This is a genomic window from Bradyrhizobium sp. Arg237L (genome assembly GCF_029990105.1).
In the GTDB taxonomy this organism is placed as follows: domain Bacteria; phylum Pseudomonadota; class Alphaproteobacteria; order Rhizobiales; family Xanthobacteraceae; genus Bradyrhizobium.
Map to the genome: position 1 here is coordinate 11873 of NZ_JAQMIL010000010.1, position 22538 is coordinate 34410.

The window sequence follows — 22538 nt, forward strand, 5'->3', positions numbered from 1 at the left end:
AATCCTATCCAAATTCTGGGCCGGCGACCGCGAAGGGAAGCTCTTCGCTTTGGGTGGTGGCGCGACCGAACCGCATGCGCTGGAACGGCCGCTCGATGTTCCAGCCGGCGCCGGTCAATCCGACGATGAATGGTTCCTGCGACGCGATCGCGTCGATCAGGAGCGGACCGGTTTCGGTTCGGCTGATCGCATCGACCAGCACCAGCGCGTCAGCAGCGTTATCCGCGAAAAGTGGTCCGATGTGGCGCGCGGTGTGGCCGTCGCGCACGAGCGCCATCGCGTCGCCGTACGACAGAATGCGCGAGTTCGTGCGCGCGGCGAATTCGGTGAGCAGGGCGTTGCGCTCAAATCCCATGGCGCGCCGGTCGCGTGCGCTGAACGTATCGATATCGAAGGCCGCCAGCATCGCGGGCGCCTCCTGCGTCGGATGTTCGAGCCGCAAGCGCCGGAGCTGCAATGTCGGCGTGAAGCCGAGCGGGCCGTACACCGTGGCGCCCGCCGGCGTCGCGTCGAGCCAGGCGGTGAGCCCGCGCTGTCTTGCCGCGTCGAGACAGGCGTCGACGAGCCGGGTCGCGAGCCCGCGGCGGCGCCAGAGCTCCGTCACCAGCACCATGCTGATCCAGGCATTGCCGGCGGAATACGGCAGCAGCGCCGCGGTCGCGACCAAGTGCGTTCCGTCGCGGACGCCGAACACGATGCCGTTGGTCAGGAAGAAGCGCCAGTCGGCCTCGTTCTGGTTCCAGCGCGCTTCGGTCGACAGCGCAAGCCCGGCCGGTGCGTCGTCGACGCCGAGTTCGACGATGGCGACGGGCTCAGTATCGGCCATCGCGCACCTCATATTTGGTCGGCTTGCCGAGGCTCGGCATCGCGCGCGCCACCCAATCCGCGGTCCAGGCGATCAACTGCTCGGTGTCGACGACCGGCAGGCCAAACAGCTTGACCGCTTGCGATGTGTCGGTCAGCCACGCCGTCGGCTCTTCCTTGCCGACGATCACAGGCTCGCGGCCAAACCGCGCGCCGAACTTAGCGGCGAGATCGCGCACCGCGAGGATTTCATCGCCGCTGACATTGATCGGCGAAGTCGGCGTCGTGCAATGCGCCAGGCACCGCAACGCCTGTGAGGCGGCATCGCCCTGCCAGATGAAATTGACATGGCCGAGACTGACGTCGATCGGCGTGCCCGAAAGCACCTTGGTCGCGATGTCGTGCAGCACGCCGTAGCGCATGTCGATCGCGTAGTTCAGGCGGAACAAGCGGCCGGGCGTCGAGAATTTCCTGGAGAAGTACTCGAACATGCGTTCGCGCCCGACGCAGGATTGCGCGTATTCGCCGGGCGGATTCGGCGCTATGTCTTCATTGGAGCCTTTGCCGTCGACCGGCACGAACGGATAGACGCAACCAGTCGAGAAGGCCACGATCCGTGAAGCGGGGAAGGCCTGCGCGACCAGTGCGGGAACATGCGCATTCATCGCCCAGGTCAGCGACAGGTCACCCTCGGCGCCGAATTTGCGGCCAGCCATGAAGATGATATTCGGCGCCTTTGGCAGTGTCTTGATCGCGGCCTCGTCCAGGAGGTCGCAATTGATGGTCTCGATGCCGCGCTTCTCGAGCCAATCCTTCACCGCGGGATCGCTGAAGCGGGCGACGCCGATGACGCGGCGGTCCGGTGCAGCCGCCTTGGCAAGTCCGGCCAGCGTCGGTCCCATCTTGCCGGCGACGCCGAGGATCATGATGTCGCCGTCGACCCTGCTGATATCGTCGATCAAGGCCTGGCTCGGCCGGCACAGCAAGTCGTCGAGCGCTGCGATATCCGGGATCGTCTTTGGCAAAGTCTCGCGCGTAAGCAGCATGGCTCTTCCCCTGGTTTCTTATTGCAGCCGGATGTCGGAGACCACGAACAGCCGTTCAAGGCCGAGCACCAGGCCGTAGAGCGCGACGCCGAGCAGCGTCAGCAGCACGACCGCCATCACCATGGCCGGCGTATCGAGCGAGGACTGTACCTGGATCATGAGGTAGCCGAGCCCGCGCTCCGAGGCGATGAATTCGCCGACGATGGCGCCGGCAACCGCGAGGATAGCGCCGACCTTCATGCCCGAAAACACGTAAGGTAGCGATCCCGGCAACTGGATCTTCCGGAACAGCGTCCAGCGCGAGCCGCGCAGCGATTTGACGAGGTCGAGCAGGTCGGGCTCGACCTCGCGCAGGCCGCGTGCGGTCGTCAGCAGGATCGGAAAGAAGCAGATGCTGAAGGCGATCAGGATGTTCGGAATGATGCCGTAGGAAAACCACACGATGATCAGCGGTCCCATCGCCACTTTCGGGATCATGTTCAGCGTCACGAACAGCGGCAGCAGCAACAAGCTCACCAGTGGCGACCAACTGAAGATGACGGCGAGCGCGACGCCGACCAGCGCGCCGAGGCAGAAGCCGCCGAGGATCTCGGCTGCGGTGACGAGCAGGTTCGACAGCCAGGCATATTTGGCGGAGCTGAGCGTGGCGACGGTCGCGAGCGGCGAGGGCAGGATGAACTTCGGCACCTGGAAGGCGTCGACCAGGACTTGCCAGAGCACGATCACGGCAAGATGCACGATCAGGATGATCGCGATGGACCGCGTGGATCGCCCGCCGTCACTGAACACCAATTGCTCCTTCCAAACGCCGGCCGCTCTCGGCGGCCGCCATCAGCCTAGCCCGGTCGCACCAATCTTTCAACCATCTGGTTGATTGGAGTGCCAGGACCCAGCCTCCGTCATTGCGAGCGCAACGAAGCAATCCACGCCTCCACACGCGCGGAGAGAAATGGATTGCTTCGCTGCGCTCGCAATGACGGCTGTGGTAGCGGCTAACGCCGCAGCGACTGTAGCACCAGATCGGTCACGTGCCGCCGGCGGGCCCGCCGCGCGGTCGGGCTCGACAGGTCCTTGCCGAAGATCGCCGACAGCGTCGGCGTGTTGGAGAAGAAGAAGTAGCTCAGGGCCGCGATCGAGATATACAGGTGCACCGGATCGATGCCGCGCCGGAACACGCCGGCGCGTACGCCTTCATTGAGGATCTTCGAGACCATGCTGACGAGCGGCGAGTGCATGGCCTCCAGCCGGCGGGACCCGCGGACGTGCCGGGCGCCGCCGCGGTTCTCGTCGTTCAGGAGCACGATGAAGTCCGGGTGGGCGGCCAGATGGTCGAACGAGGCTTCGATCAGCTTCTTGATTGCCTGTTCGGGCGGCAATCCCTCCAGGTTGAGCTTGCGCTCCTGCTCCCGGATCTCCTCATAGACCCATTCGAGCACGGCGAGGTAGAGCGCGTCCTTGTCCCCGAAATAGTGATAGACGAGCTGCTTGTTGACGCCGGCTCTGGCCGCGATCTCGTCGACCCTGGCGCCGGCAAGTCCGTTCTGCGCGAATTCGCGCCGTGCCGCGGTTAGGAGCTTCCGTTGCGTGGCGACCGGATCGCGCCGCTGCGGCTTTGTGTCGTCGGATCGTCGCTTCAGCATTTTCAACCAAACAGTTGACAACTACACCTGTCCCCTGTTGCATTGGTAACGTCACAAACGAGGTGCGACAAGGCCGGGTTGCACACGAGGAGAGTAGCGATGAAGGGTTTGAGGCTTGCAGCCTTGGCGCTGGGGTTGGCTCCGGCCTTAGCGTTTGCGCCGGCCGCATCGGTTGCGCCGGCGCGCGCTGCCGAATCCGTCAATCTGATCCTGAACTGGACGCCGACGGCTGATCATTCACCGTTCTATTACGCCAAGGCGCAGGGCTGGTACGAGAAGGCCGGCATCGATCTCACGATCGAGACCGGCAAGGGCTCCGGCGTCTCAGCGCTGAAGGTCGGCTCCGGTGGCTCGCCGTTCGGCATCGCCGACCTCGCGACCATGCTGGTGGCCAAGAGCAAGGGCGCCGACGTGGTGGCGCTGATGAGCATCTACGCCAATACCGGGCAGACCTTCTATTGGCTGAAGAGCTACGGCGTGAACGGGGTGAAGGATTTCCCCGGCCACAAGATCGGCAATCCGCCGGGCGATGCCTCGCGCGTGATGTGGCCGGCTTTCGCCAAGGCGGCCGGGATCGCGCCTGACTCCGTCACTTTCGTCAATGTCGGCCCGACCGCGAAGATCGCGGCGCTGAAGAGCCACACGGTCGACATCATCAGCGACTTCTACAACGAGCACGATCTCAAGGCGATCGAGTTCGGCGCCGATCTCGGCTATGTCAACTGGAAGGACATCGGGCTCAATCCTTACGGCAATTCGCTGGTCGTCAATGGCGCATTCCTTCAGAAGAATCCGAAGCTGGTCGAGGAGTTCGTGCGGATCACGCAGAAGGCCTACGCTACCTGCGTCGCCGACGTTGCGCCCTGCCTGAAGGCGCTGCTGGACCAGGTCTCCGGGCTCGACCGCGAGAACCAGGAGCGGCAGTGGGAGCGCATCAAGTTCCTGATGACGGACGAGTTCACCACGACCAAGGCGCTCGGCTGGATCGACGCCGAGCGGATGAAGAAGGATTACGAGTTGGTGCACACCTATCTCGGGATGGAAAAGCCATTCGACGTGAACACGGCGTTTTCGACCAAGATGCTGGATACCAGCGTCAAGATGGACGCCAGCAAGGTGAAGAAGTAGCGGCTCGTCGTCTGCTTCGTCATGGCCGGGACAAGCCCGGCCATGACGAGCATTTGACGACTGGAGCTATGCTCTCATAATCCCTCTCCATAGCCGCGGCCGGATCGGCCGGGCGGGGAGGGACCAGACATGACCGAGACAATCGCAGGCGAAGCTCCCAAGGACGCTTCGCCCTCCGTGCTAGCGCAGCACGCGGCGATGCTGGATGCATTGCCATTCTCCGACACCGCCGATTTCGACGACGCTGCGCGCGGCTTCCTTGGCACCATCGAAAACGCGCATATCACCACTGCACAAGGCAGGGTGGTCTGGAGCCTTGAACCTTATCGCTTCCTGACCTCGGAAGACGCTCCGCCTACGGTCAATCCCAGCCTGTGGCGGCAGTCGCGATTGAACATGCATCACGGCCTGTTCGAGGTGGTGCCCGGGGTCTACCAGGTGCGCGGGCTCGATATCGCCAACATGACGCTGATCGAGGGCGATAGCGGCGTGATCGTGGTTGATACGCTGACCTCGATCGAGGGCGCGCGTGCTGCGATGGAGCTCTATTTCAGGCATCGTGGCAAGCGTCCGGTCATGGCCGTGATCTTCACCCACACCCACACCGATCATTGGGGTGGCGCCCGCGGGGTGCTCGACGATGAGACATTGTCGAGCGGGCGGGTGCCGATCATCGCGCCTGACATGTTCATGGAGCACGCCGTCTCCGAGAACATCATCGCCGGCCCGGCGATGCTGCGGCGCGCGCAATATCAGTTCGGGCCGTTCCTGGCGAAGGGGGCGCGCGGGCAGGTCGATTGCGGGCTCGGCAAGTCGATGGCGGCCGGATCGGTGGCGCTGCTGCGGCCGACCGATCTGATCATTGCGTCCGGCGACAGGCGCGTGATCGACGGCGTCGAGTTCGAATTCCAGATGGCGCCGAACAGCGAGGCGCCGGCGGAGATGCACTTCTACCTGCCGCGCTACAAGCTGCTGAACCTCGCGGAGAACTGCACCCACAATTTCCACAACCTGCTGCCGTTCCGCGGCGCCGACGTGCGCGATGCGCTGGCGTGGTCGAAATATCTCGGCGAAGCGCTCAAGATGTGGGGCGGCAAGGCGGAGGCGATGTGCGGTCAGCATCATTGGCCGGTGTGGGGGCGGAAGCGGATCGACACCATGATCCGGCAGCAGCGCGATCTCTACAAGTTCGCGCATGACCAGACCATCCGCCTGATGAACCATGGGCTGACCCCGAGCGAAATCGCGGAGACCATTCGCCTGCCGAAAAGCCTGGAAGGTGCCTGGCACGGGCGCGGCTATTACGGCCATATCAGGCACAATGTGAAGGCGATCTACCAGAAATATCTCGGCTGGTACGACGCCAACCCCGTCAATCTCGATCCGATGCCGCCGGTCGAGTCGGGCAGGAAATATGTCGAGTATATGGGCGGCGCGGATGCGATCCTGGAACGGGCGCGGAAAGATTTCGCCAACGGCGAATTCCGTTTCGTCGCGCAGGCGGTGAGCCATGTCGTGTTCGCCGAACCGGAGAATCAGGCGGCCCGCGCGCTGCTGGCCGATACGTTCGAGCAGCTCGGCTATGCCGCGGAAAGCGCGACCTGGCGCAACAGCTATCTGTTCGGCGCGCAGGAACTGCGGCAGGGCATGCCGAAGGCGCCGGCGCGGCCGGCGATGCCGCGCGAAACGCTCGCCGCGCTGCGCACCGAACAGCTCTGGGACGTGCTCGGCATTCGCCTCAACGGCCCCAAGGCCGAGGGCAAGCGCATCGTCTTGAACTGGAAGTTCACCGACACCAACGAGGCCTTCATCCTTAACCTGGAGAATTGCGCGCTGACCTATGTCGCCGGTGCGCAAGCTGGGGACGCCGATGCAAGTTTCACGCTGGTGCGCAGCACGCTCGATGAAGTCATTGCGAAGTTGACCACGTTTCCGGAAGCGGTCGGCAGCGGCAAGATCAGCGTCACCGGCGATGCAATGCGGCTCACTGAGCTGATGACGCTGATGGACGAGTTTCCGCGAATGTTCGAGATCGTCGAGCCGAATCGAACAGCGGTGAGTTGACTGGCGCGTAGGGTGGGCAAAGCGACGTCTTGCACCGTCGCTCGAACAAACGCGGGCGGAAGCGTGCCCACCATCACGGGCGGAGCGCGGAGAGGTGGGCACGGCGCTTGCGCGCCTTTGCCCACCCTACGGCACCTACGGCACGTTACTCCGCGCTTGCGACCAGCTTGATGCGCGGCTCGGCCGCTTCCATCAGGTCGCGATAGCAGTTGAGATAATCGAGCGCCATGCGGCGCGCGGTGAAGCGGGTCTCGAACCGCTTGCGGATCGTCTGCCGGCTCAGCGACGGAAGCCGGCCGACCGCGCCGACGGCGCTGGTCTCATCCTCGACGATGAAGCCGGTCAGGCCATCCTCGATGATTTCCGGCACCGAGCCGCGGTTGAAGGCGATGACCGGCGTGCCGCAGGCCATGGCCTCGATCATCACCAGGCCAAACGGCTCCGGCCAGTCGATCGGCAGCAACAGCGCGATGGCGCCGCTGAGGAACTCCGGCTTCTCCCGGTCGCTGATTTCGCCGATGAAATCCACCAGCGGATTGTCCACGATCAGCGGACGGATCACCGCCTCGTAATATTCCTGGTCGGCGCGGTCGACCTTTGCCGCCATTTTCAAGGGGATGCCGCAGCGCATCGCGATCTTGATGGCACTGTCGACGCCCTTTTCCGGCGCGATGCGGCCGAGCACCGCCAGGTATGACGGATTGACCGCCTGCGGCGTCAGCAGGTTCTCCGGCAGGCCGTGATGGATCGTCCTCACCCAATTCGCCTGCGGCACCGGACGGCGCTGGGCGTTGGAGATCGAGATCACCGGCACCTCCGGGAACGTGTCGAACACCGGCTGGTGCTCGGGAAGGTCCAGCCGACCGTGCAGCGTGGTCACGAACGGCGTCGGCTGCCGCTGGAACAGCGACCACGGATAATAATCCAGATGGAAGTGAAGGAAGTCGAACTCCTCCTGATCGCATTTCTGTCGGACGCGCTCGAGCAGCACCATGTGCAGCGCGTTGGGATCGCGGACCGATCCGTCCAGGCGCAATGCTTTCGGCCAGGTCGCCTCCAGCTTGCCTGAGGTTTGCGAGTCCCCGCTGGCGAACAGGGTGACGTCGTGGCCTAGCGTGACCAGTTCTTCAGTCAGCCAGTGCACGACCCGTTCCGTCCCGCCATAGAGCTTCGGGGGAACAGCCTCCGTCAGTGGCGCAACCTGCGCGATGCGCATGCTTTCGTCTCCTCTGTGTGATGTGGGATAATCAAGCCCAACCCCATTTGTCCGGCACCGGCATGCCGTAACGGGAACGTTCCCGCACGTGCGAAGTTCCTTTGCTGTGCGGGTCGTTCTTTCTTCCTTCACAGTGTGGTCTTGCTGATGCCATCTGCCACGAACAAATTTTCGCAACTATCGGTGCTGCAGAATTGTTGCGCAGTGATGGCCTCGCCATACGAAACATCGATCGCTGTCCCTCACGGAATCGTGTGCGGGACGGTGCGCTAAGAAAATTCACCTTACTGCTCAACAGGTTTGCAGGCGCTCATGGACAATCTTTCAGGATACGCGCACCGCCCCTTTCCCTTTGTGCTGCGCTATCTGCGGCGGCGGCCCGCATCACACGCCGTAATATTGGGATGCGTTCTGGGTGCGGTTGCCTGCTCGGTAGGCACGCAGTACGGGGTGAAGAGCCTCGTCGACAGCCTGTCGGGCGGTCCGGCCAAGGCCAGTGGCGTATGGCTGGCATTCGTTCTGCTCATGTCGCTGATCGCGGCAGATAATTTTCTGTGGCGGATCGCAAGCTGGATCGCGAGCTACGCCTTCGTCGGCGTCACCGGCGACCTCCGGCGCGATATGTTCCGTCACCTCACCGGCCATGCGCCGAGCTATTTCACCGATCGCCTGCCGGGCATGCTGACCAGCCGGATCACCGCGACCTCGAACGCGGTCTATACGGTCGAGAACATGTTCGTCTGGAATGTGCTGCCGCCGTGCGTTGCGACCTTCGCGGCGATCGCGCTGATAGGGACCGTAAGCATGACGATGTCAGCGGTGCTGATCGTCATTGCGGGAACCATGGTGTTCGCGATGTTCCGGATGGCGGCCGCCGGCCGCCCCCTGCACGATGATTATGCCGACAAGGCGGCCGCCGTGGATGGTGAGATGGTTGACGTCATCAACAACATGCCGCTGGTGCGGGCGTTCTGCGGATTGAGCTTCGAGCACGCCCGGTTCGATGCGACCGTGAACCGGGAACTGACCGCCCGGGGCCGCAGCCTGCGCTACCTCGAAAAGCTGCGGCTCACCCATGCGGCGGTGACGGTGGTTCTGACCATCTGCATGCTGGCGTGGGCGGTCAACCTTTGGCAGCAGGGCGCCGCCACCACCGGCGACGTGGTGCTGGTCTGCACGCTGGGGATCTGCATCCTGAGCGCGACGCGCGATCTGGCCGTGGCGCTCGTCGATGCCACCCAGCATGTCGCCCGCCTGATGGAGGCGCTGGCGACGCTGCTGACCCCGCACGAATTGAAGGATCACCCGGAGGCGGAGCCGCTGATCAAGAGCGGGGCCGCGATCGCCTTCAACAACATCTCGTTCCAATACCCCGGCGGCATCCAGGTGTTCGACAAGTTCAACCTGCGTATCCAGGCCGGCCAACGGGTCGGGCTGGTCGGGCAATCCGGCGGCGGCAAATCGACGCTGTTCACGCTGCTGCAGCGCTTCTACGACGTGGAGCGCGGCAGCATCACCATCGACGGCCAGGATATTTCGCGGGTCACCCAGCAGAGCCTGCGCGAGGCGATCTCGGTGGTGCCGCAGGACATTTCGCTGTTCCACCGCTCGATCCTGGAAAACATCCGCTACGGACGGCCGAACGCCACCGACGACGAGGTGCTGCGCGCGGCGATCGCGGCGCGCTGCGACTTCATCGAGAATTTACCCGAGGGCATGGACACCATCGTCGGCGATCGCGGCATCAAGGTGTCAGGCGGCCAGCGCCAGCGCATCGCGATCGCCCGCGCGTTCCTGAAAGATGCGCCGATCCTTCTGCTCGATGAAGCGACCGCGGCGCTTGACAGCGAGTCCGAGGAGGCCATACGTGAAGCGCTGTCGCGCCTGATGCGCGGGCGCACCGTGGTTGCGATCGCCCATCGCCTGGCCACGCTGCGCAGCTTCGATCGCGTGGTCGTGCTACAGGGCGGCCGCATCGTCGAGGACGGGCCGCCCGATATCCTCGTGCAGGGCAGGGGGCCATACCGCGAACTGGTCGCGCGCGAAGTGGGCCGCCTCACCACCCAGGCTGCCTGATCCATAGTAGTTGCGTATAATCAGCGTCCATCGCAAACCCGAGAGAGAAGCGCTCGAGGTCTAAATGGCAGCGGAGATCGTTACGCAGATTTCGACCATGCGCGTCGTCGAACAAATCGCGGAATCGCCCTTCTACATCCCGATGACCGGTCCCGCCGCGAGGCCGCGGCGGTCGCTCAAGCACGACGACACGTTCATCGTGCTCGACAGTCATGGCGACATCGGCGCTTCCGCCGGCGGACCCGATGGCCTGTTCAACGCCGACACGCGCTATCTCGCGCGGCTGGAAATGGTGCTCGACGACGTGCAGCCGCTGTTGCTCGGCTCGAACCTGCGCGACGACAATTCGGCGCTGACCGTCGATCTCACCAATTCCGATGTCTATCGGGGCGGCCGGCTGATGCTGCAGAAGGACACGCTGCACATCGTGCGCTCGATCTTCCTGTGGCGCGGCACCGCCTATCAGCGCATCGGTCTGCAAAATCATGGCGATCGGCTCGCGAGCTTCGATCTCACCTTGCTGTTCGACAATGATTTCGCCGATCTGTTCGAAGTGCGCGGCGAGCGCCGGCCGCGGCGCGGCATCGGCTCGAGCAGGTTGCTCGGCCCGACCGACGTCGTGCTCGAATACGTCGGACTGGACGAACAGTCACGGATCACGGCGCTGCATTTCGATCCCAAGCCGACGCGGCTCGCGGTCAATGCCGCGACCTATCATTTCGAACTGGAGCCCAAAGCGGTCACCTCGCTGTTCATCGCGGTGTCCTGCAACAAGCCGATCATGCACAAGCCGGTGCCGTTCTTCCGCGGGCTGCTTGCCCATCGCCGCGAGATGCGGCGCTCGACGGCGGGTGCTGCCAGCATCGAGACCTCGAACAACATCTTCAACGAGGTGCTGTGCCAGGCGATGGCCGACCTCAACATGCTGATGACGGAGACGCCGCAGGGCCGCTATCCCTATGCCGGCATCCCCTGGTACTCCACGACTTTCGGCCGCGATGGATTGATCACCGCGTTGCAGATGCTGTGGATCGATCCGCGCATCGCGAAAGGCGTCTTGAAGCGGCTTGCGTTCTTCCAGGCCAAGAGCGTCGATCCGCTTTCCGATGCGGAGCCCGGAAAGATCCTGCATGAGATGCGCGGCGGCGAGATGGCGGCGCTGCGGGAGGTGCCGTTCGCGCAATATTACGGCAGCGTCGATTCGACGCCGCTGTTCGTGCTGCTGGCCGGCCATTATTTCGAGCGCACCGGCGACGAGGCGACGCTTGCGGAACTCTGGCCCTCGATAGAGGCGGCGCTGCAATGGATCGACGGCCCCGGCGATCCCGATGGCGATGGTTTCATCGAATATCAGCGTGCGACCGAGCAGGGCCTCGCCAACCAGGGCTGGAAGGATTCCTTTGACGCCATCTTCCATGCCGATGGCAGGCTGGCGGAGGGCTATATCGCGCTCTGCGAGGTGCAGGGCTATGTGTTCGCGGCCAAGCGGCTGCTGGCCAGGGTGGCGCGACGGCTCGGCTATGCCGATAGGGCGGAAAAGCTCGATAAGGAGGCCGAGACGCTGCGCCAGCGCTTCGAGGAAGCCTTCTGGTGCGAGGAACTCGGCACCTATGCGCTGGCGCTCGACGGCAAGAAGGAACCGTGCCGGGTGCGGACCTCGAATGCCGGCCAGCTCCTGTTCACCGGCATCGTGCGGGAAGACCGCGCGCGGCTGGTTGCAGCCGACCTGATGAGCCAGAGCTTCTTCTCGGGCTGGGGCATCCGCACGGTTGGCAGGAACGAGGTCCGTTACAATCCGATGTCCTATCACGACGGCTCGATCTGGCCGCACGACAATGCGCTGATCGCGCTCGGCTTTGCGCGCTACGGGCTGAAGCGCTCCGTGGCGCATCTGTTCAAGGGCCTGTTCGATGCCGCAAGCTACATGGATCTGCGGCGGCTGCCCGAATTGTTCTGTGGGTTCCAGCGCGAAAGGCGGCGCGGCCCGGTGCTCTATCCGGTAGCCTGCGCGCCACAGGCTTGGGCGAGCGCGACCCCATTCACGCTGCTGGAGGCGGCGCTGGGGCTCGAATTCGATGCCGTGCGCGGCGAGATCAGGCTGCGCGATCCGCGCTTGCCGGAATTCCTAAATGAGGCGATCCTGCGCGACCTGCAGCTCGGCGCCTCCAGCGTCGATCTGAGAGTCCGCCGCCATGATGGCGAAGTGTCGCTGGAAGTGTTGCGTACACGCGGTCAAATCCAGGTGTCGATCGTGCTGACGCATTAGAATGTCGGCCAGAATGTCTAGCTTTATTCCTGGATTGGAGGCCCCCGATGTGGGCGAGCATGGTGATGACAATTATTGCCGCGGCCTTTGCCGCTACTGTGGCCGCGCAAGCGGCCGATGATCCGGCGGCACCGCCGCCGGCCAAACCCCCGGCTGCGCAAAAGGAACCGGCGCCTCCACCCTCGGTGACGGTGATCGGCGCGAGGGATGCGCATGGCATCCTCGGGCGCGACGTGCGCAGCGCCGCCAATGAGAACATGGGACGGATCGTCGACGTGATCGTCGATCGCGAAGGCACCGTGCGCGCCGCCGTGATCGACTTCGGCGGCTTCCTCGGTGTCGGCAGCCGCAAGATCGTCGTCGACTGGAACGCACTGCATTTCGGCCAGGTCGCCAACAAGAGCGACAGCATCACGCTCGAACTGAACAAGGAGCAGGTGAGCGCGGCGCCGGAATACAAGGAGGACACGCCCCTCATCGTGCTCGGCGCTGCCGGCAGTTTGCGTCCATGGCAATATGACCATTAAAGTCGGAGATACATTGATCGCTCGTCCCTCCTCTTTAACGGACAGGATTGGCGGCGATCGCAGGCGGTCGACGGCGGACGATCACGGTGCGCCATTGGTTCCGGAGTTGCCGGCACCAGAGCCGTCGCGCCAGCCTTCATCCCAGAGCCAGCGCGGACTAGACTGGTTCATCTTCTTCCTGGCCGATGTGCAGACCGGGTTCGGCCCGTTCGTGGCGGTCTACCTGACCACGCAGAAATGGACCCAGGTCGAGATCGGCTTCGTGCTGTCGATCGGCGGCATCGTCGCCTTGCTGGGACAGATGCCGGGCGGCGCTATCGTTGACGCGGCGCGCTCCGAAAAAATGGTCGCCGGGGCCGCGGTCGCGACCATCGGCTGCGCCGCGCTGGCCTATGCGGTGTGGCCGATCTTCCCGGTCGTGGTGGCGGCGGCGACCCTGCACGCGCTCGCAAGCTGCGTGCTCGGCCCCGCGATCGCGGCGATCAGCCTCGGCCTGGTCGGGCCGTTCGCGATCGGCGAGCGGCTGGGGCGCAATGCCCGTTTCGCCTCGCTCGGCAACGGTTCGGCGGCAGCGCTGATGGGCGCCGCCGGTTACCTGATCTCGAGCCGTTCCGTGTTCCTGGTCACCTTCATCCTGGCGATACCGACCTTGATCGCGCTGTCGCGGATCCGCGAGAAGGAGATCGATATCGCGCAGGCCCATGGCGCCGTTGTCCGCGAGGTGCCCGACAAGAAAGCGACCAGCGTGTTCGCGCTGTGCAGCAAGCGGGCATTGCTGATCTTCGCCGTCAGCATGCTCCTGTTCCAGCTCGCGAACGCGGCGATGCTGCCGCTGATGGCGGGCGTGGTGACGATGCGATCCAGCCAGTGGGCGCCGGTGCTGATCGCGGCTTGCATCATTGTGCCGCAGGCGATCGTGGCGCTGGCCTCGCCTTCGGTCGGGCGCAAGGCGCAGGCCTGGGGCCGGCGGCCGCTGCTCCTGCTCGCCTTCGGCGCGCTCGTGATCCGCGGCGTGCTGTTTGCGACTGTGCACGATCCCTATCTGCTGGTGGCCGTGCAGATCTTCGACGGCATTACCGCGGCGGTGTTCAGCGTCATGGTGCCCCTGATCGTGGCCGACGTCGCCTTCGGCAGCGGGCATTTCAACCTGGCGCAGGGCATCATCGGCACCGCGGTCGGGATCGGCGCATCGCTGAGCACAGTGCTCGCCGGCTATGTCAGCGACAAGTTCGGCAGCAATGTCGCTTTCCTGGGGCTCGCGGGCATCGCCTCGCTCGGCCTCCTGATGATCCTGTTGATCATGCCCGAGACGCGACGAACCGCGCCGACGTGACTCGCGTAGCCCGGGTGGAGCGCAGCGAAACCCGGGACCGCTGGCGGAATAGGATGCAGGGGCTCCCGGGTTGCGCTGCGCTCCACCCGGGCTACGAGATGGGCTGCGGCAGTGCCAGCTTGCGATAGAGCGCGCCGTAGAGGGCGGCCGAGATGCTCCAGCTAAAGCTCCGCGCCATGGCGCTGCGGCGCATGGCGTCGAGCCGTTCCTTGGCGACGAACGCCTCGAACGCCCGGCGCACGCCGCCGAGGAAGGATTCCGGCGACGGCTGCGGGAACAGAAATCCGGTCTCGCCGTCCTTGATGGTCTCGGCCAGCCCGCCGGTCTGGTGGCCGATCGGCAGTGAGCCGAAGCGCTGCGCATACATCTGGCTCAGGCCGCAGGGCTCGAAGCGTGACGGCATCAGCGTGAAATCGCTGCCGGCAAAGATCCTTCGTGCCTGGGCGTCGTTGAAGCCGATCGCGACCCCGATGGCGTCCGGCCGCCGCCGGTGCGCTTCCACCAGCGCCTGCTCGATTCCCGGCTCGCCGGAGCCGGTGACGACGATCTGCCCGCCGGCCGCGACGATCTCGTCGGCCGCCGACAGCACGAGGTCGACGCCCTTCTGGTGGACCAGCCGGGCGACCAGGCCGAACATCGGTCCGCGGGAGACCGCGAGGCCGAACTGCTTGCGGACGTAATCCGCATTGGCCTGCTTGCCGGCCCAGTCGCCGGCGCCGAACTGCTGCGCAAGCTTGGCGTCGAAGCGCGGGTCCCAGCTCTCGTCGATGCCGTTGAGGATTCCGGTGAGCTGCGCGGCATTGGAGCGGATGCGGAGCAGGCCCTCGAGCCCGCAGCCGAGCTCGGCCGTCGTGATCTCCCTGGCATAGGTCGCGCTGACGGTCGTCAGGTGCGAGGCATAGACGATGCCGCCCTTGAGGAAGGACAGCTTGTCGTAGAATTCGAGCCCGTCGATATGGAAGGAATTTTCCGGCGCGCCAATCCGCCGCAACGAATCCTTCGGGAAGAGTCCCTGATAGGCGAGGTTGTGGATGGTCAGGATCGAGGGGATGCGCGCGCCGCGCCAGGCCAGATAGGCCGGCGCCAGCGCGGCCTGCCAGTCATTGGCGTGGACGAGGTCGGCTGCCCAATTCTTGTCCAGACTGCCTGCGGCGAGTTCTGCCGCGGCGGACGCGAAGCGCCCGAAGCGGATGTCGTTGTCCGGCCAGTCGCATCCACTCTCGTCGCCGTAAGGGTTGCCTGGACGGTCATAGAGCTGTGGGCACAGCACGACGTAGACCGGCATGCCGTCGCGGGTCGCGGCGCGGCCGATCGTGCATGCGGGCATCTCCGCAAGCGGCGCGCATTCGCCAACGATTTCAATATGAGTGAGCTGCTCGATCACGTCCCGATAGCCGGGGAGCATGATCCGGACATCGTTCAGGGGACGCAGGGCTCGGGGAAGGGCGGCAGAAACAGCGGCAAGGCCGCCGACGCGGACGAAATCGTCCATTTCAGTGGTGATGAATAAGACCCTCAAAAAAAGCGCCTCGCTCCAACCTGTAAACGACTATGCAAAAATGGGTCCAGTTTTCCTTTGACGAAAATCAAAGGGCCCGCCCAGTCCGGTCTGGATCAGACGCTTCCCTGTAGAAGCCGCTCCACCTTCTTGTTTGAGCATGATCCTTTCGGAAAACCGGTTTCCACTTTTCCGGATCAGGCTCTAGGTTGACGCCGCGCCGACAAGAGGTGCGGCCGAGGGAGCTTTGCGAATGACGATAGTCGAGAACGATGAGGGCTATTTGACAAAGAGCCTGGACGGCCTTCGTGTGCTTGATTTTTCGACTACGATCGCCGGCCCTCATTGCACGCGCATGCTTGCCGACCTCGGAGCGGACGTCATCAAGATCGAGCCTGCCGAAGGCGAGATGATGCGTACCCGCCCACCGGTGCGTAAGCTTTGCTCGACTGCGTTCGGCCAGCTCAATGTCGGCAAGAAGAGCCTGACGCTCGACCTGAAGTCGGCGGAAGGGGCGGAGGTGGTACGCCGGCTCGTCGCGACCGCCGACATCCTGGTCGAGAATTTCCGCCCGGGCGTGATGCAGCGCTTGAGGCTCGATTATGCCAGCCTGCGCGGGCTCAACCCGCGGCTGATCTATTGCTCGATCTCCGGCTATGGCCAGACCGGGCCGTCTGCCGGCTTGCCGGCCTATGCTCCGGTCATCCATGCCGCCTCCGGCTACGACATGGCGCATCTCGCCTACCAGGCCGGGCGGAGCAGGCCCGACTATTGCGGCATCTACATTGCCGACGTGCTGAGCGGCGTCTATGCGTTCGGTGCGATCGGAGCGGCGCTGCATCAGCGGCACCGCAGCGGGGAGGGCCAGCACATCGACGTCTCCATGCTCGAAGCGATGCTGAGCCTGACCTTGAACGAGGTGCAGTGGGCGCAGTTCAAGGTGCAGCCGACGGCGCGGCCGATGTTCGGCCCAGTCGAAACCTCCGACGGCTACGTGATGGTCGCGATCGCCAGCGAGAAGACGTTTCAGAGCCTGATGCAGGTGATCGGCCGTTCCGAATGGGTGAGCGACCCGCGCTTCGCCAGATATTCCGACCGCCGGGAAAATTGGGCGGCCTTGATGGATGGCGTCGAGGATTGGTCGCGCCGCGTGACGACGGAACAATGTCTCGCCGCGCTGAATGAGGAGGGCGTGCCCTCATCCGCCTATCGCACGGTTGAGCAAGCGCTGGCCGATCCGCAGCTCGCGCATCGCGGCGCTCTGGCCGAGGTCGAGGACGGCGGCGGGACCTTCAAGGTGGTCAATCTGCCGTTCCGGATGTCCGGTGCGAAGGTTGCAGCCGTAAAGCGAGTCTCGACACTCGGCGAGCACACCCGCGCCTATCTCAAGGAGGCGGGCCTGTCTGACGCGGAGATTGCCGCATTCGCTGGCTAACAGCCGGCAAGGCTGATCGTCGCCCGCCGCGGTTTGTCTCGCGTCGGCAGACGTGGCAATGTTGCCGCAACAACAAAGAATGTTGGGAGAATAGAGATGAAAAGTTTCCAGGTTGCCGAGTTCAACGCCCCCTTGAAGGAAGTCGACCAGCCGACGCCGGAGCCGACCGGAACGCAGGTGCTGATCAAGGTGAAGGCGGCCGGCATCTGCCACAGCGATCTGCATATCTGGGAAGGCGGCTACGATCTCGGCCACGGGCGCAAGCCGCTGTCGCTGAAGGATCGCGGCGTCTTGCTGCCGCGCACGATGGGGCACGAGACCGTCGGCGAGGTGGTGGCGTTCGGGCCGGACGTGAAGCCGGGCGACAGCGGCGGCCTCAAGGCCGGCGACGTCGCGCTGGTCTATCCCTGGCTCGGCTGCGGCAAATGCCCGACCTGCCTGGCCGGCGACGAGAATATGTGCGCGGTCAAGCCGAACTCGCTCGGCGTCTATTGCGATGGCGGCTATGCCGATCACATGCTGGTGCCGCATCCAAAGTACCTGCTGACCCTCAAGGGGCTCGATCCCGTCACCGCCGCGCCCTATGCCTGCTCGGGCGTGACCACCTACAGCGCGCTGAAGAAGGTCGAGTTCGCCTTCGATTCGCCGATCGTGATCATCGGCGCCGGCGGTCTCGGTCTGATGGCGCTGTCGCTCCTGAAGGCGATGGGCGGCAAGGGGGCTGTTGTCGTCGACATCGACGCGCGCAAGCGCGAGGCGGCGGAAGCGGCCGGCGCGCTCGGCACCGTTGACGGCAAGGCGCCCGATGCGCTGGAGCAATTGGCGAAGAAGGCGGGCGGGCCGATCCGCGCGGTGATCGATCTGGTCGGCAACGCCCAGACCACGCAGCTCGGCTTCGACTGCCTGGCCAAGGGCGGCAAGCTCGTGATCGTCGGCCTGTTCGGCGGTGGCGCGACCTTCGCGCTGCCGCTGATCCCGATCAAGGCGATCACGATCCAGGGCAGCTATGTCGGCAACCTCCGCGAGACGCAGGAACTGCTCGACCTGGTCCGGACCAAGAAGATCGCGCCGATCCCGGTAACGACCGTTCCGCTCGCCAAGGCCTATGATTCCCTGCTCGAATTGCAGAAGGGCAAGCTGGTCGGCCGCGCCGTGCTGACGCCTTAGGCCGCCACGGTACTCCGCCGTCATGCCCGGGCTTGCCCGTCTTCGCTATCGCTTCGCCGGACTGACATTAGAGTGCCCGGCGAAGCCTCGGCGTAGCCGGGTCCCGGGCATCCACGTCTTACTGTCAATCAGCGGGAAGAGCGTGGATGGTCGGGACAGGCCCGGCCATGACGAGTCCAAAACTTCCATTGTCTCGAATGGAAAATCCCATGTCCGCAAACAACGCGCTCCACATTGCCGTGCTCGGCGGCGACGGCATCGGTCCGGAGGTAATGGCGCCGGCACTCGAGGTGTTGCGCAAGATCGAAGCGACGACGGAGCTCAGGTTCCGCTTCACTGAGTCGCCCGCGGGCGCCAACCATTATAGAGAGACCGGCACCTCGATGCCGGAATCGACGGTCCGGCTATGCGAGCAGGCGGATGCGATCCTGTTAGGGGCCTGCGGCCTGCCGTCGGTGCGCTACCCTGATAACACCGAGATCGCGCCGCAGATCGAGTTGCGCTTCCATTTCGATCTCTATGCCGGCGTGCGGCCGGCGCGGCTGATCCCGGGCGTGCCAAGCCCGATCGTCGGCGCCGAGCAGCGCGGCATCGATTTCGTCGTGATCAGGGAATCGACCGAAGGCCTGTTCGCCTCGATGGGCAAGGGTGTCGTCACCGAGGACGAGGCGCGCGAGACCATGCTGATCACGCGCAGGACCTCCGAGCGCCTGTTCGAGTTCTCGTTCCGCCTCGCCGAACGCCGCAAGGCACGCGGCCGCGTTGGCGGCGGGCTGACCTGCGTCGACAAGGCGAACGTGTTCAAGGCTTTTGCGTTCTTCCGCGGGATCTTCGACGAGACGGCAAAGCGGCATCCGGACGTCAGGGCCGACCACCTCTATATCGATGCCTGTGCGGCGTTGCTGGTGAAGCGTCCGTGGGATTTCGACGTCATGGTGACGGAGAACATGTTCGGCGACATCCTCTCCGACCTTGCTGCCGGACTGATCGGCGGCATGGGCATGGCGCCGTCAGCCGACATCGGTGACCGCTACGCGGTGTTTCAGCCCTGCCACGGCACCGCACCCGATATCATGGGGCAGGGCAAGGCCAATCCGACCGCCATGATCCTCTCGGTTGCGATGATGCTGGACTGGCTCGCCGACAAGCACGGGCTTGAGAGTGCGGCGGAAGCCGGTGAGCGGATCGAGCGCGCAGTCGACAAGGCCTATGCCGGCGGCATCAAGCCGACCGAATTCGGCGGCAGCAACGGCACCGCCGACATCGCCAAGGTAGTGCTGGCGCTGTTGTAGGTCGAACGCGCCAGCCGCCCCAGGGACGCGGTCACGTCGCCGGCGATCGCGCGACCAATTGTCGCTCCCGGCATCGCTGCTGGAACGAATGCGCGGCTGCGCATCGCATTGAGAGCCGCGATGTCAAAAGCAAAAAGCGCCGCCATCTCGATGGCAGCGCTTCAGCAAAGCCTCGATCCGAACCAACGCATAGCCCGGTGCAGCGTTTTGCCACGGTTCGACGCGCTTGCGCGGATCGATGCGGTCCGCGCCACGAAACGGAGAAGGGCCGACGGCTCAGCCTTCGTTCGCGGCGATCGATTCCATCAAGGACACCAGTTGACGTTGAACCGTCTGGTCCTTGATCTTGCTGTAGGCTCGCAGCAACCTCAGGCTGAAAGCACTGTCCAGGAAAAGGAGGCTTTCGACCTCGCGCGACTTGTTGTCGCCGTCGTAGAAGAATGTGACAGGCACGTCGAGCGCGGAAGCGATCTGCTGAAGGCGAGCAGCGCCGACGCGGTTCACGCCCTTCTCGTACTTCTGGACCTGCTGGAAGCTGACGCCGAGCTTTTCGCCCAGCTCCGCTTGCGAGATCTTTTGCTCCACACGCCGCAGGCGAATCCGCTTGCCCAACTCAATGTCGGGCTTGCCGGCACTGCGTTGCTTCATCTTCTTTGCTGCTGATCTGTTCATTCTGGTTACCCGTCCTTCAAATCGGGAGGCCCTGCGCAGATTGGTCAGGGATTCGTCCATACTTCCGCGTTAACTTTGTCCGGATCGTGAGTTCGTTCGCGAACAACGGTACTCCAAGCAGACTGTCGAATGGTAGCCAAACGCCACGCGCTTTGGAAGTATCCGGATACCGGCGCCGTCAGACTACCTAAAGTCGTCAACGCCCGGGATAACTTGCGATATCCCGCCACGTACATTTGGCAAAATATTGGACAAACCACAACTACTACGGGTTGGATCGACACAGATTTTGAACGCATGCTTACTACCTCGCCTCTGCATACGTAATCCTACACCCCGTACTTGTACGGGACCTGAACGGCTCGGATTTCGCCGAAAAATGACAGCGGACGTAGCCGCGTGGCGCATCCCTCCCGCGCGTTACGCGCATTAGAAGGAAAACAGAGGACCAATCACCCGCTGGACAATTTCGCAAAATTTCTGGATCATCTGCTCATTCACGCGCCCGACCACCCGCAGGCTTTTGTGGAGAGGCTCATGAAGCGAAGAAATGAAACGCCGCGAATCTATCTCGCAAGTTCGGGAGCGGAAGAAATGCCGGTTGCCCATACCGAAGAACGGTTGCTCTCGCTGCTTGCGACGCTTGAGGAGTGCAGGGACTTCCTCACGGACAAGGCAAGTCCGGAAACGGCGCGTTTGCTGTCGCTGGCAATCCTCGAACTCAGGATGGAACTGCATCAGGTGACCGACGCCGAGCTCAAGGCGCTGTGCGATCTGATGACTCCGGAGGAGCGGCGGCCGCAGGAAGTAAGGTCGGTCTCGGGCAGGCCGCTGCCGCCGTATCTGAAACTAGTCAAATAGCGCCCGTTAGCGCGTAGCCCGGATGGAGCGAAGCGCAATCCGGGACCTGGCCAGACGAATCGTGTGGTCCCCCGGATTACGCTGCGCTCCATCCGGGCTACGATTCTCTAGCCCGCCGTCACGTCGACCAGTTCGGCGCCGTCGAGGACGCGCGTGGCCTTCTCGCGGTCGAGATCGCCTTCCCACGCCGCCACCACGACCGTCGCAACGCAGTTGCCGATCAGGTTGCCGACGGCGCGGGCCATGCCGATGAACCAGTCGACCGACAGCACCAGCACGAGGCCGATGGCGGGAATGGTCGGCACCGCGTTCAGCGTCGCCGCCAGGATCACGATCGCCGAGCCCGGCACGCCGTGTGCACCCTTCGAGGTGATCAGGGAGACGCCGAGCACCAGCAACAGATCGCCGAACGACAGCGGCGTGTTGGTCGCCTGTGCGATGAACACCACAGCCAGCGTGAGGTAGATCGAAAAGGCGTCGAGATTGAACGAATAGCCGGTCGGGATCACGAGCCCGACGACGGAGTCCTTGACGCCCAACCGCTCCAGCTTGCGCATGATCTGCGGCAGTACCGCGTCGGAAGAGGCGGTCGCAAGCACGATGGTCAATTCCTCGCGCAGGTAGCTCAGGAATTTGAGGATGTTGATGCCGGCCAGGGCCATGACGCCGCCAAGCACGCCGAACACGAAGATCGCGACCGAGACGTAGAACAGCGCGACCAGCGAGACCAGTTGCTTGAGCGAGCCTACGCCGTATTTGCCGACCGTATAGGCCACCGCGCCGAGCACGCCGAGCGGGGCGGCGCGCACGATCAGCCCCATCGCGCGGAACAGCACCGCCGACACCGCGTCGATCATGGACGTGACCTTCTCGCCCTTTTCGCCGCCAACCAGCGCCAGGCTGACGCCGAAGATCACCGCGAAGAACAAGACCTGCAGCACATCGTTGCGCGACAGCGCATCGAAGGAGGTGGTCGGAATGATGTTCAGGAGGAAAGCGCCGATGCCGCCGCCTTGCAGCTTGTGGGCGTTGTCGGCATAGGTGTTGAGCGCCTTGGCATCGAGCGTTGAGGTGTCGATGTTCATGCCATGGCCGGGCCCGAACAGATAGGCGAGCAGGAGGCCAACGACCAGCGCGATCGTCGTCATCACCTCGAAATAGATCAGCGCCTTGACGCCGACGCGACCGACCTTCTTGAGATCGCCGGCGCCGGCAATGCCGTGCACGACCACGCAGAACACGATCGGCGCCACGATCATCGAGATCAATTTGAGGAATGCGTCGCTGAAGATCTTCAGCCCGATCGCGAAGTCAGGGGCGATCACGCCGAGCGCGATACCGAGCAGCAGCGCGGCAAGCACCTGGACGAAAAGGGATGTGTAGAGCGGCTTGCGAGCTTCGGCGGCGGCCGTTGCTGTCATGGTCGACATGGCGTGTTCCCCATAGGTTTCGTCCAGTCGTAGCAACTTGCGTGCCAAAAGGTCGCAGGAGATCGCCGTCTGCCGTGCAGCGC

Annotated in this window: 18 protein-coding genes; 10 read left to right on the forward strand and 8 right to left on the reverse strand. The window is 64.1% G+C overall.

The window, feature by feature from the left end; genetic code table 11:
- Positions 1-4: 4 nt before the first annotated feature.
- From OZ411_RS08235 to OZ411_RS08250, 4 genes are all read right to left on the reverse strand, one after another.
- Complete coding sequence (locus tag OZ411_RS08235) at positions 5-826, reverse strand: GNAT family N-acetyltransferase (RefSeq protein ID WP_282527527.1); 822 nt, start codon at positions 824-826, stop codon at positions 5-7.
- Positions 813-1850: an NAD(P)-dependent oxidoreductase gene (locus tag OZ411_RS08240; protein ID WP_282527528.1), complete on the reverse strand. Its 1038-nt coding sequence runs from the start codon at positions 1848-1850 to the stop codon at positions 813-815. Before OZ411_RS08240 ends, OZ411_RS08235 begins: the two co-directional genes overlap by 14 nt.
- A gap of 18 nt (positions 1851-1868) precedes the next feature.
- Positions 1869-2639: an ABC transporter permease gene (locus OZ411_RS08245; protein ID WP_130580237.1), complete on the reverse strand. Its 771-nt coding sequence runs from the start codon at positions 2637-2639 to the stop codon at positions 1869-1871.
- Between the two features lie 203 nt (positions 2640-2842).
- Entirely contained in the window at positions 2843-3490 is a 648-nt protein-coding gene (locus OZ411_RS08250) for a TetR/AcrR family transcriptional regulator (RefSeq protein ID WP_130580236.1), read from the reverse strand.
- 99 nt (positions 3491-3589) lie between these two features.
- Between OZ411_RS08250 and OZ411_RS08255 the strand changes: the two genes are divergently transcribed.
- Together OZ411_RS08255 and OZ411_RS08260 are read left to right on the forward strand one after the other, a co-directional pair.
- On the forward strand, positions 3590-4618 hold the full coding sequence (locus tag OZ411_RS08255) for an ABC transporter substrate-binding protein (protein WP_282527530.1): 1029 nt from the start codon (positions 3590-3592) through the stop codon (positions 4616-4618).
- Positions 4619-4747: 129 nt separating this feature from the next.
- A complete protein-coding gene (locus tag OZ411_RS08260) occupies positions 4748-6682 on the forward strand; it encodes an alkyl sulfatase dimerization domain-containing protein (RefSeq protein WP_282527531.1) in 1935 nt (644 codons plus the stop codon).
- 145 nt (positions 6683-6827) lie between these two features.
- Here OZ411_RS08260 and OZ411_RS08265 read toward each other — a convergent pair whose 3' ends face one another.
- Positions 6828-7898 (reverse strand): glycosyltransferase family 4 protein, encoded by a 1071-nt coding sequence (locus tag OZ411_RS08265; RefSeq protein ID WP_282527532.1) that lies wholly within the window; start codon positions 7896-7898, stop codon positions 6828-6830.
- Positions 7899-8210: 312 nt separating this feature from the next.
- Between OZ411_RS08265 and OZ411_RS08270 the strand changes: the two genes are divergently transcribed.
- From OZ411_RS08270 to OZ411_RS08285, 4 genes are all read left to right on the forward strand, one after another.
- Positions 8211-9974, forward strand: coding sequence for an ABC transporter ATP-binding protein (locus tag OZ411_RS08270; protein WP_130580232.1), 1764 nt, complete (start codon positions 8211-8213; stop codon positions 9972-9974).
- Between the two features lie 64 nt (positions 9975-10038).
- Positions 10039-12240, forward strand: a complete 2202-nt coding sequence (locus tag OZ411_RS08275; RefSeq protein WP_282527533.1) for an amylo-alpha-1,6-glucosidase — start codon at positions 10039-10041, stop codon at positions 12238-12240.
- A 59-nt stretch (positions 12241-12299) separates the two neighbouring features.
- Positions 12300-12767, forward strand: coding sequence for a PRC-barrel domain-containing protein (locus OZ411_RS08280; RefSeq protein ID WP_130580247.1), 468 nt, complete (start codon positions 12300-12302; stop codon positions 12765-12767).
- A 106-nt stretch (positions 12768-12873) separates the two neighbouring features.
- The gene (locus OZ411_RS08285) at positions 12874-14100 is read left to right on the forward strand and encodes an MFS transporter (protein ID WP_282527534.1); all 1227 of its coding nucleotides are present in this window, start codon (positions 12874-12876) and stop codon (positions 14098-14100) included.
- A 91-nt stretch (positions 14101-14191) separates the two neighbouring features.
- Here OZ411_RS08285 and glgA read toward each other — a convergent pair whose 3' ends face one another.
- Positions 14192-15619, reverse strand: a complete 1428-nt coding sequence (gene glgA, locus OZ411_RS08290) for a glycogen synthase GlgA (RefSeq protein WP_130581959.1) — start codon at positions 15617-15619, stop codon at positions 14192-14194.
- Between the two features lie 232 nt (positions 15620-15851).
- Here glgA and OZ411_RS08295 point away from each other — a divergent pair, with 232 nt between their 5' ends.
- From OZ411_RS08295 to OZ411_RS08305, 3 genes are all read left to right on the forward strand, one after another.
- Entirely contained in the window at positions 15852-17033 is a 1182-nt protein-coding gene (locus OZ411_RS08295) for a CoA transferase (protein WP_282527535.1), read from the forward strand.
- Between the two features lie 96 nt (positions 17034-17129).
- Positions 17130-18200, forward strand: coding sequence for an alcohol dehydrogenase (locus OZ411_RS08300; protein ID WP_282527536.1), 1071 nt, complete (start codon positions 17130-17132; stop codon positions 18198-18200).
- A gap of 209 nt (positions 18201-18409) precedes the next feature.
- Positions 18410-19492, forward strand: coding sequence for an isocitrate/isopropylmalate dehydrogenase family protein (locus tag OZ411_RS08305; protein WP_130581957.1), 1083 nt, complete (start codon positions 18410-18412; stop codon positions 19490-19492).
- Between the two features lie 276 nt (positions 19493-19768).
- Here OZ411_RS08305 and OZ411_RS08310 read toward each other — a convergent pair whose 3' ends face one another.
- Positions 19769-20164: a helix-turn-helix transcriptional regulator gene (locus OZ411_RS08310; RefSeq protein WP_130581961.1), complete on the reverse strand. Its 396-nt coding sequence runs from the start codon at positions 20162-20164 to the stop codon at positions 19769-19771.
- A 399-nt stretch (positions 20165-20563) separates the two neighbouring features.
- On the opposite strand from OZ411_RS08310, the gene OZ411_RS08315 reads away from it, so the two are divergent.
- Complete coding sequence (locus OZ411_RS08315) at positions 20564-21025, forward strand: hypothetical protein (protein ID WP_282527537.1); 462 nt, start codon at positions 20564-20566, stop codon at positions 21023-21025.
- Between the two features lie 107 nt (positions 21026-21132).
- On the opposite strand, the gene OZ411_RS08320 is transcribed toward OZ411_RS08315, so the two are convergent.
- Positions 21133-22455, reverse strand: a complete 1323-nt coding sequence (locus OZ411_RS08320; RefSeq protein WP_282527538.1) for a dicarboxylate/amino acid:cation symporter — start codon at positions 22453-22455, stop codon at positions 21133-21135.
- Between the last annotated feature and the right edge of the window lie 83 nt (positions 22456-22538).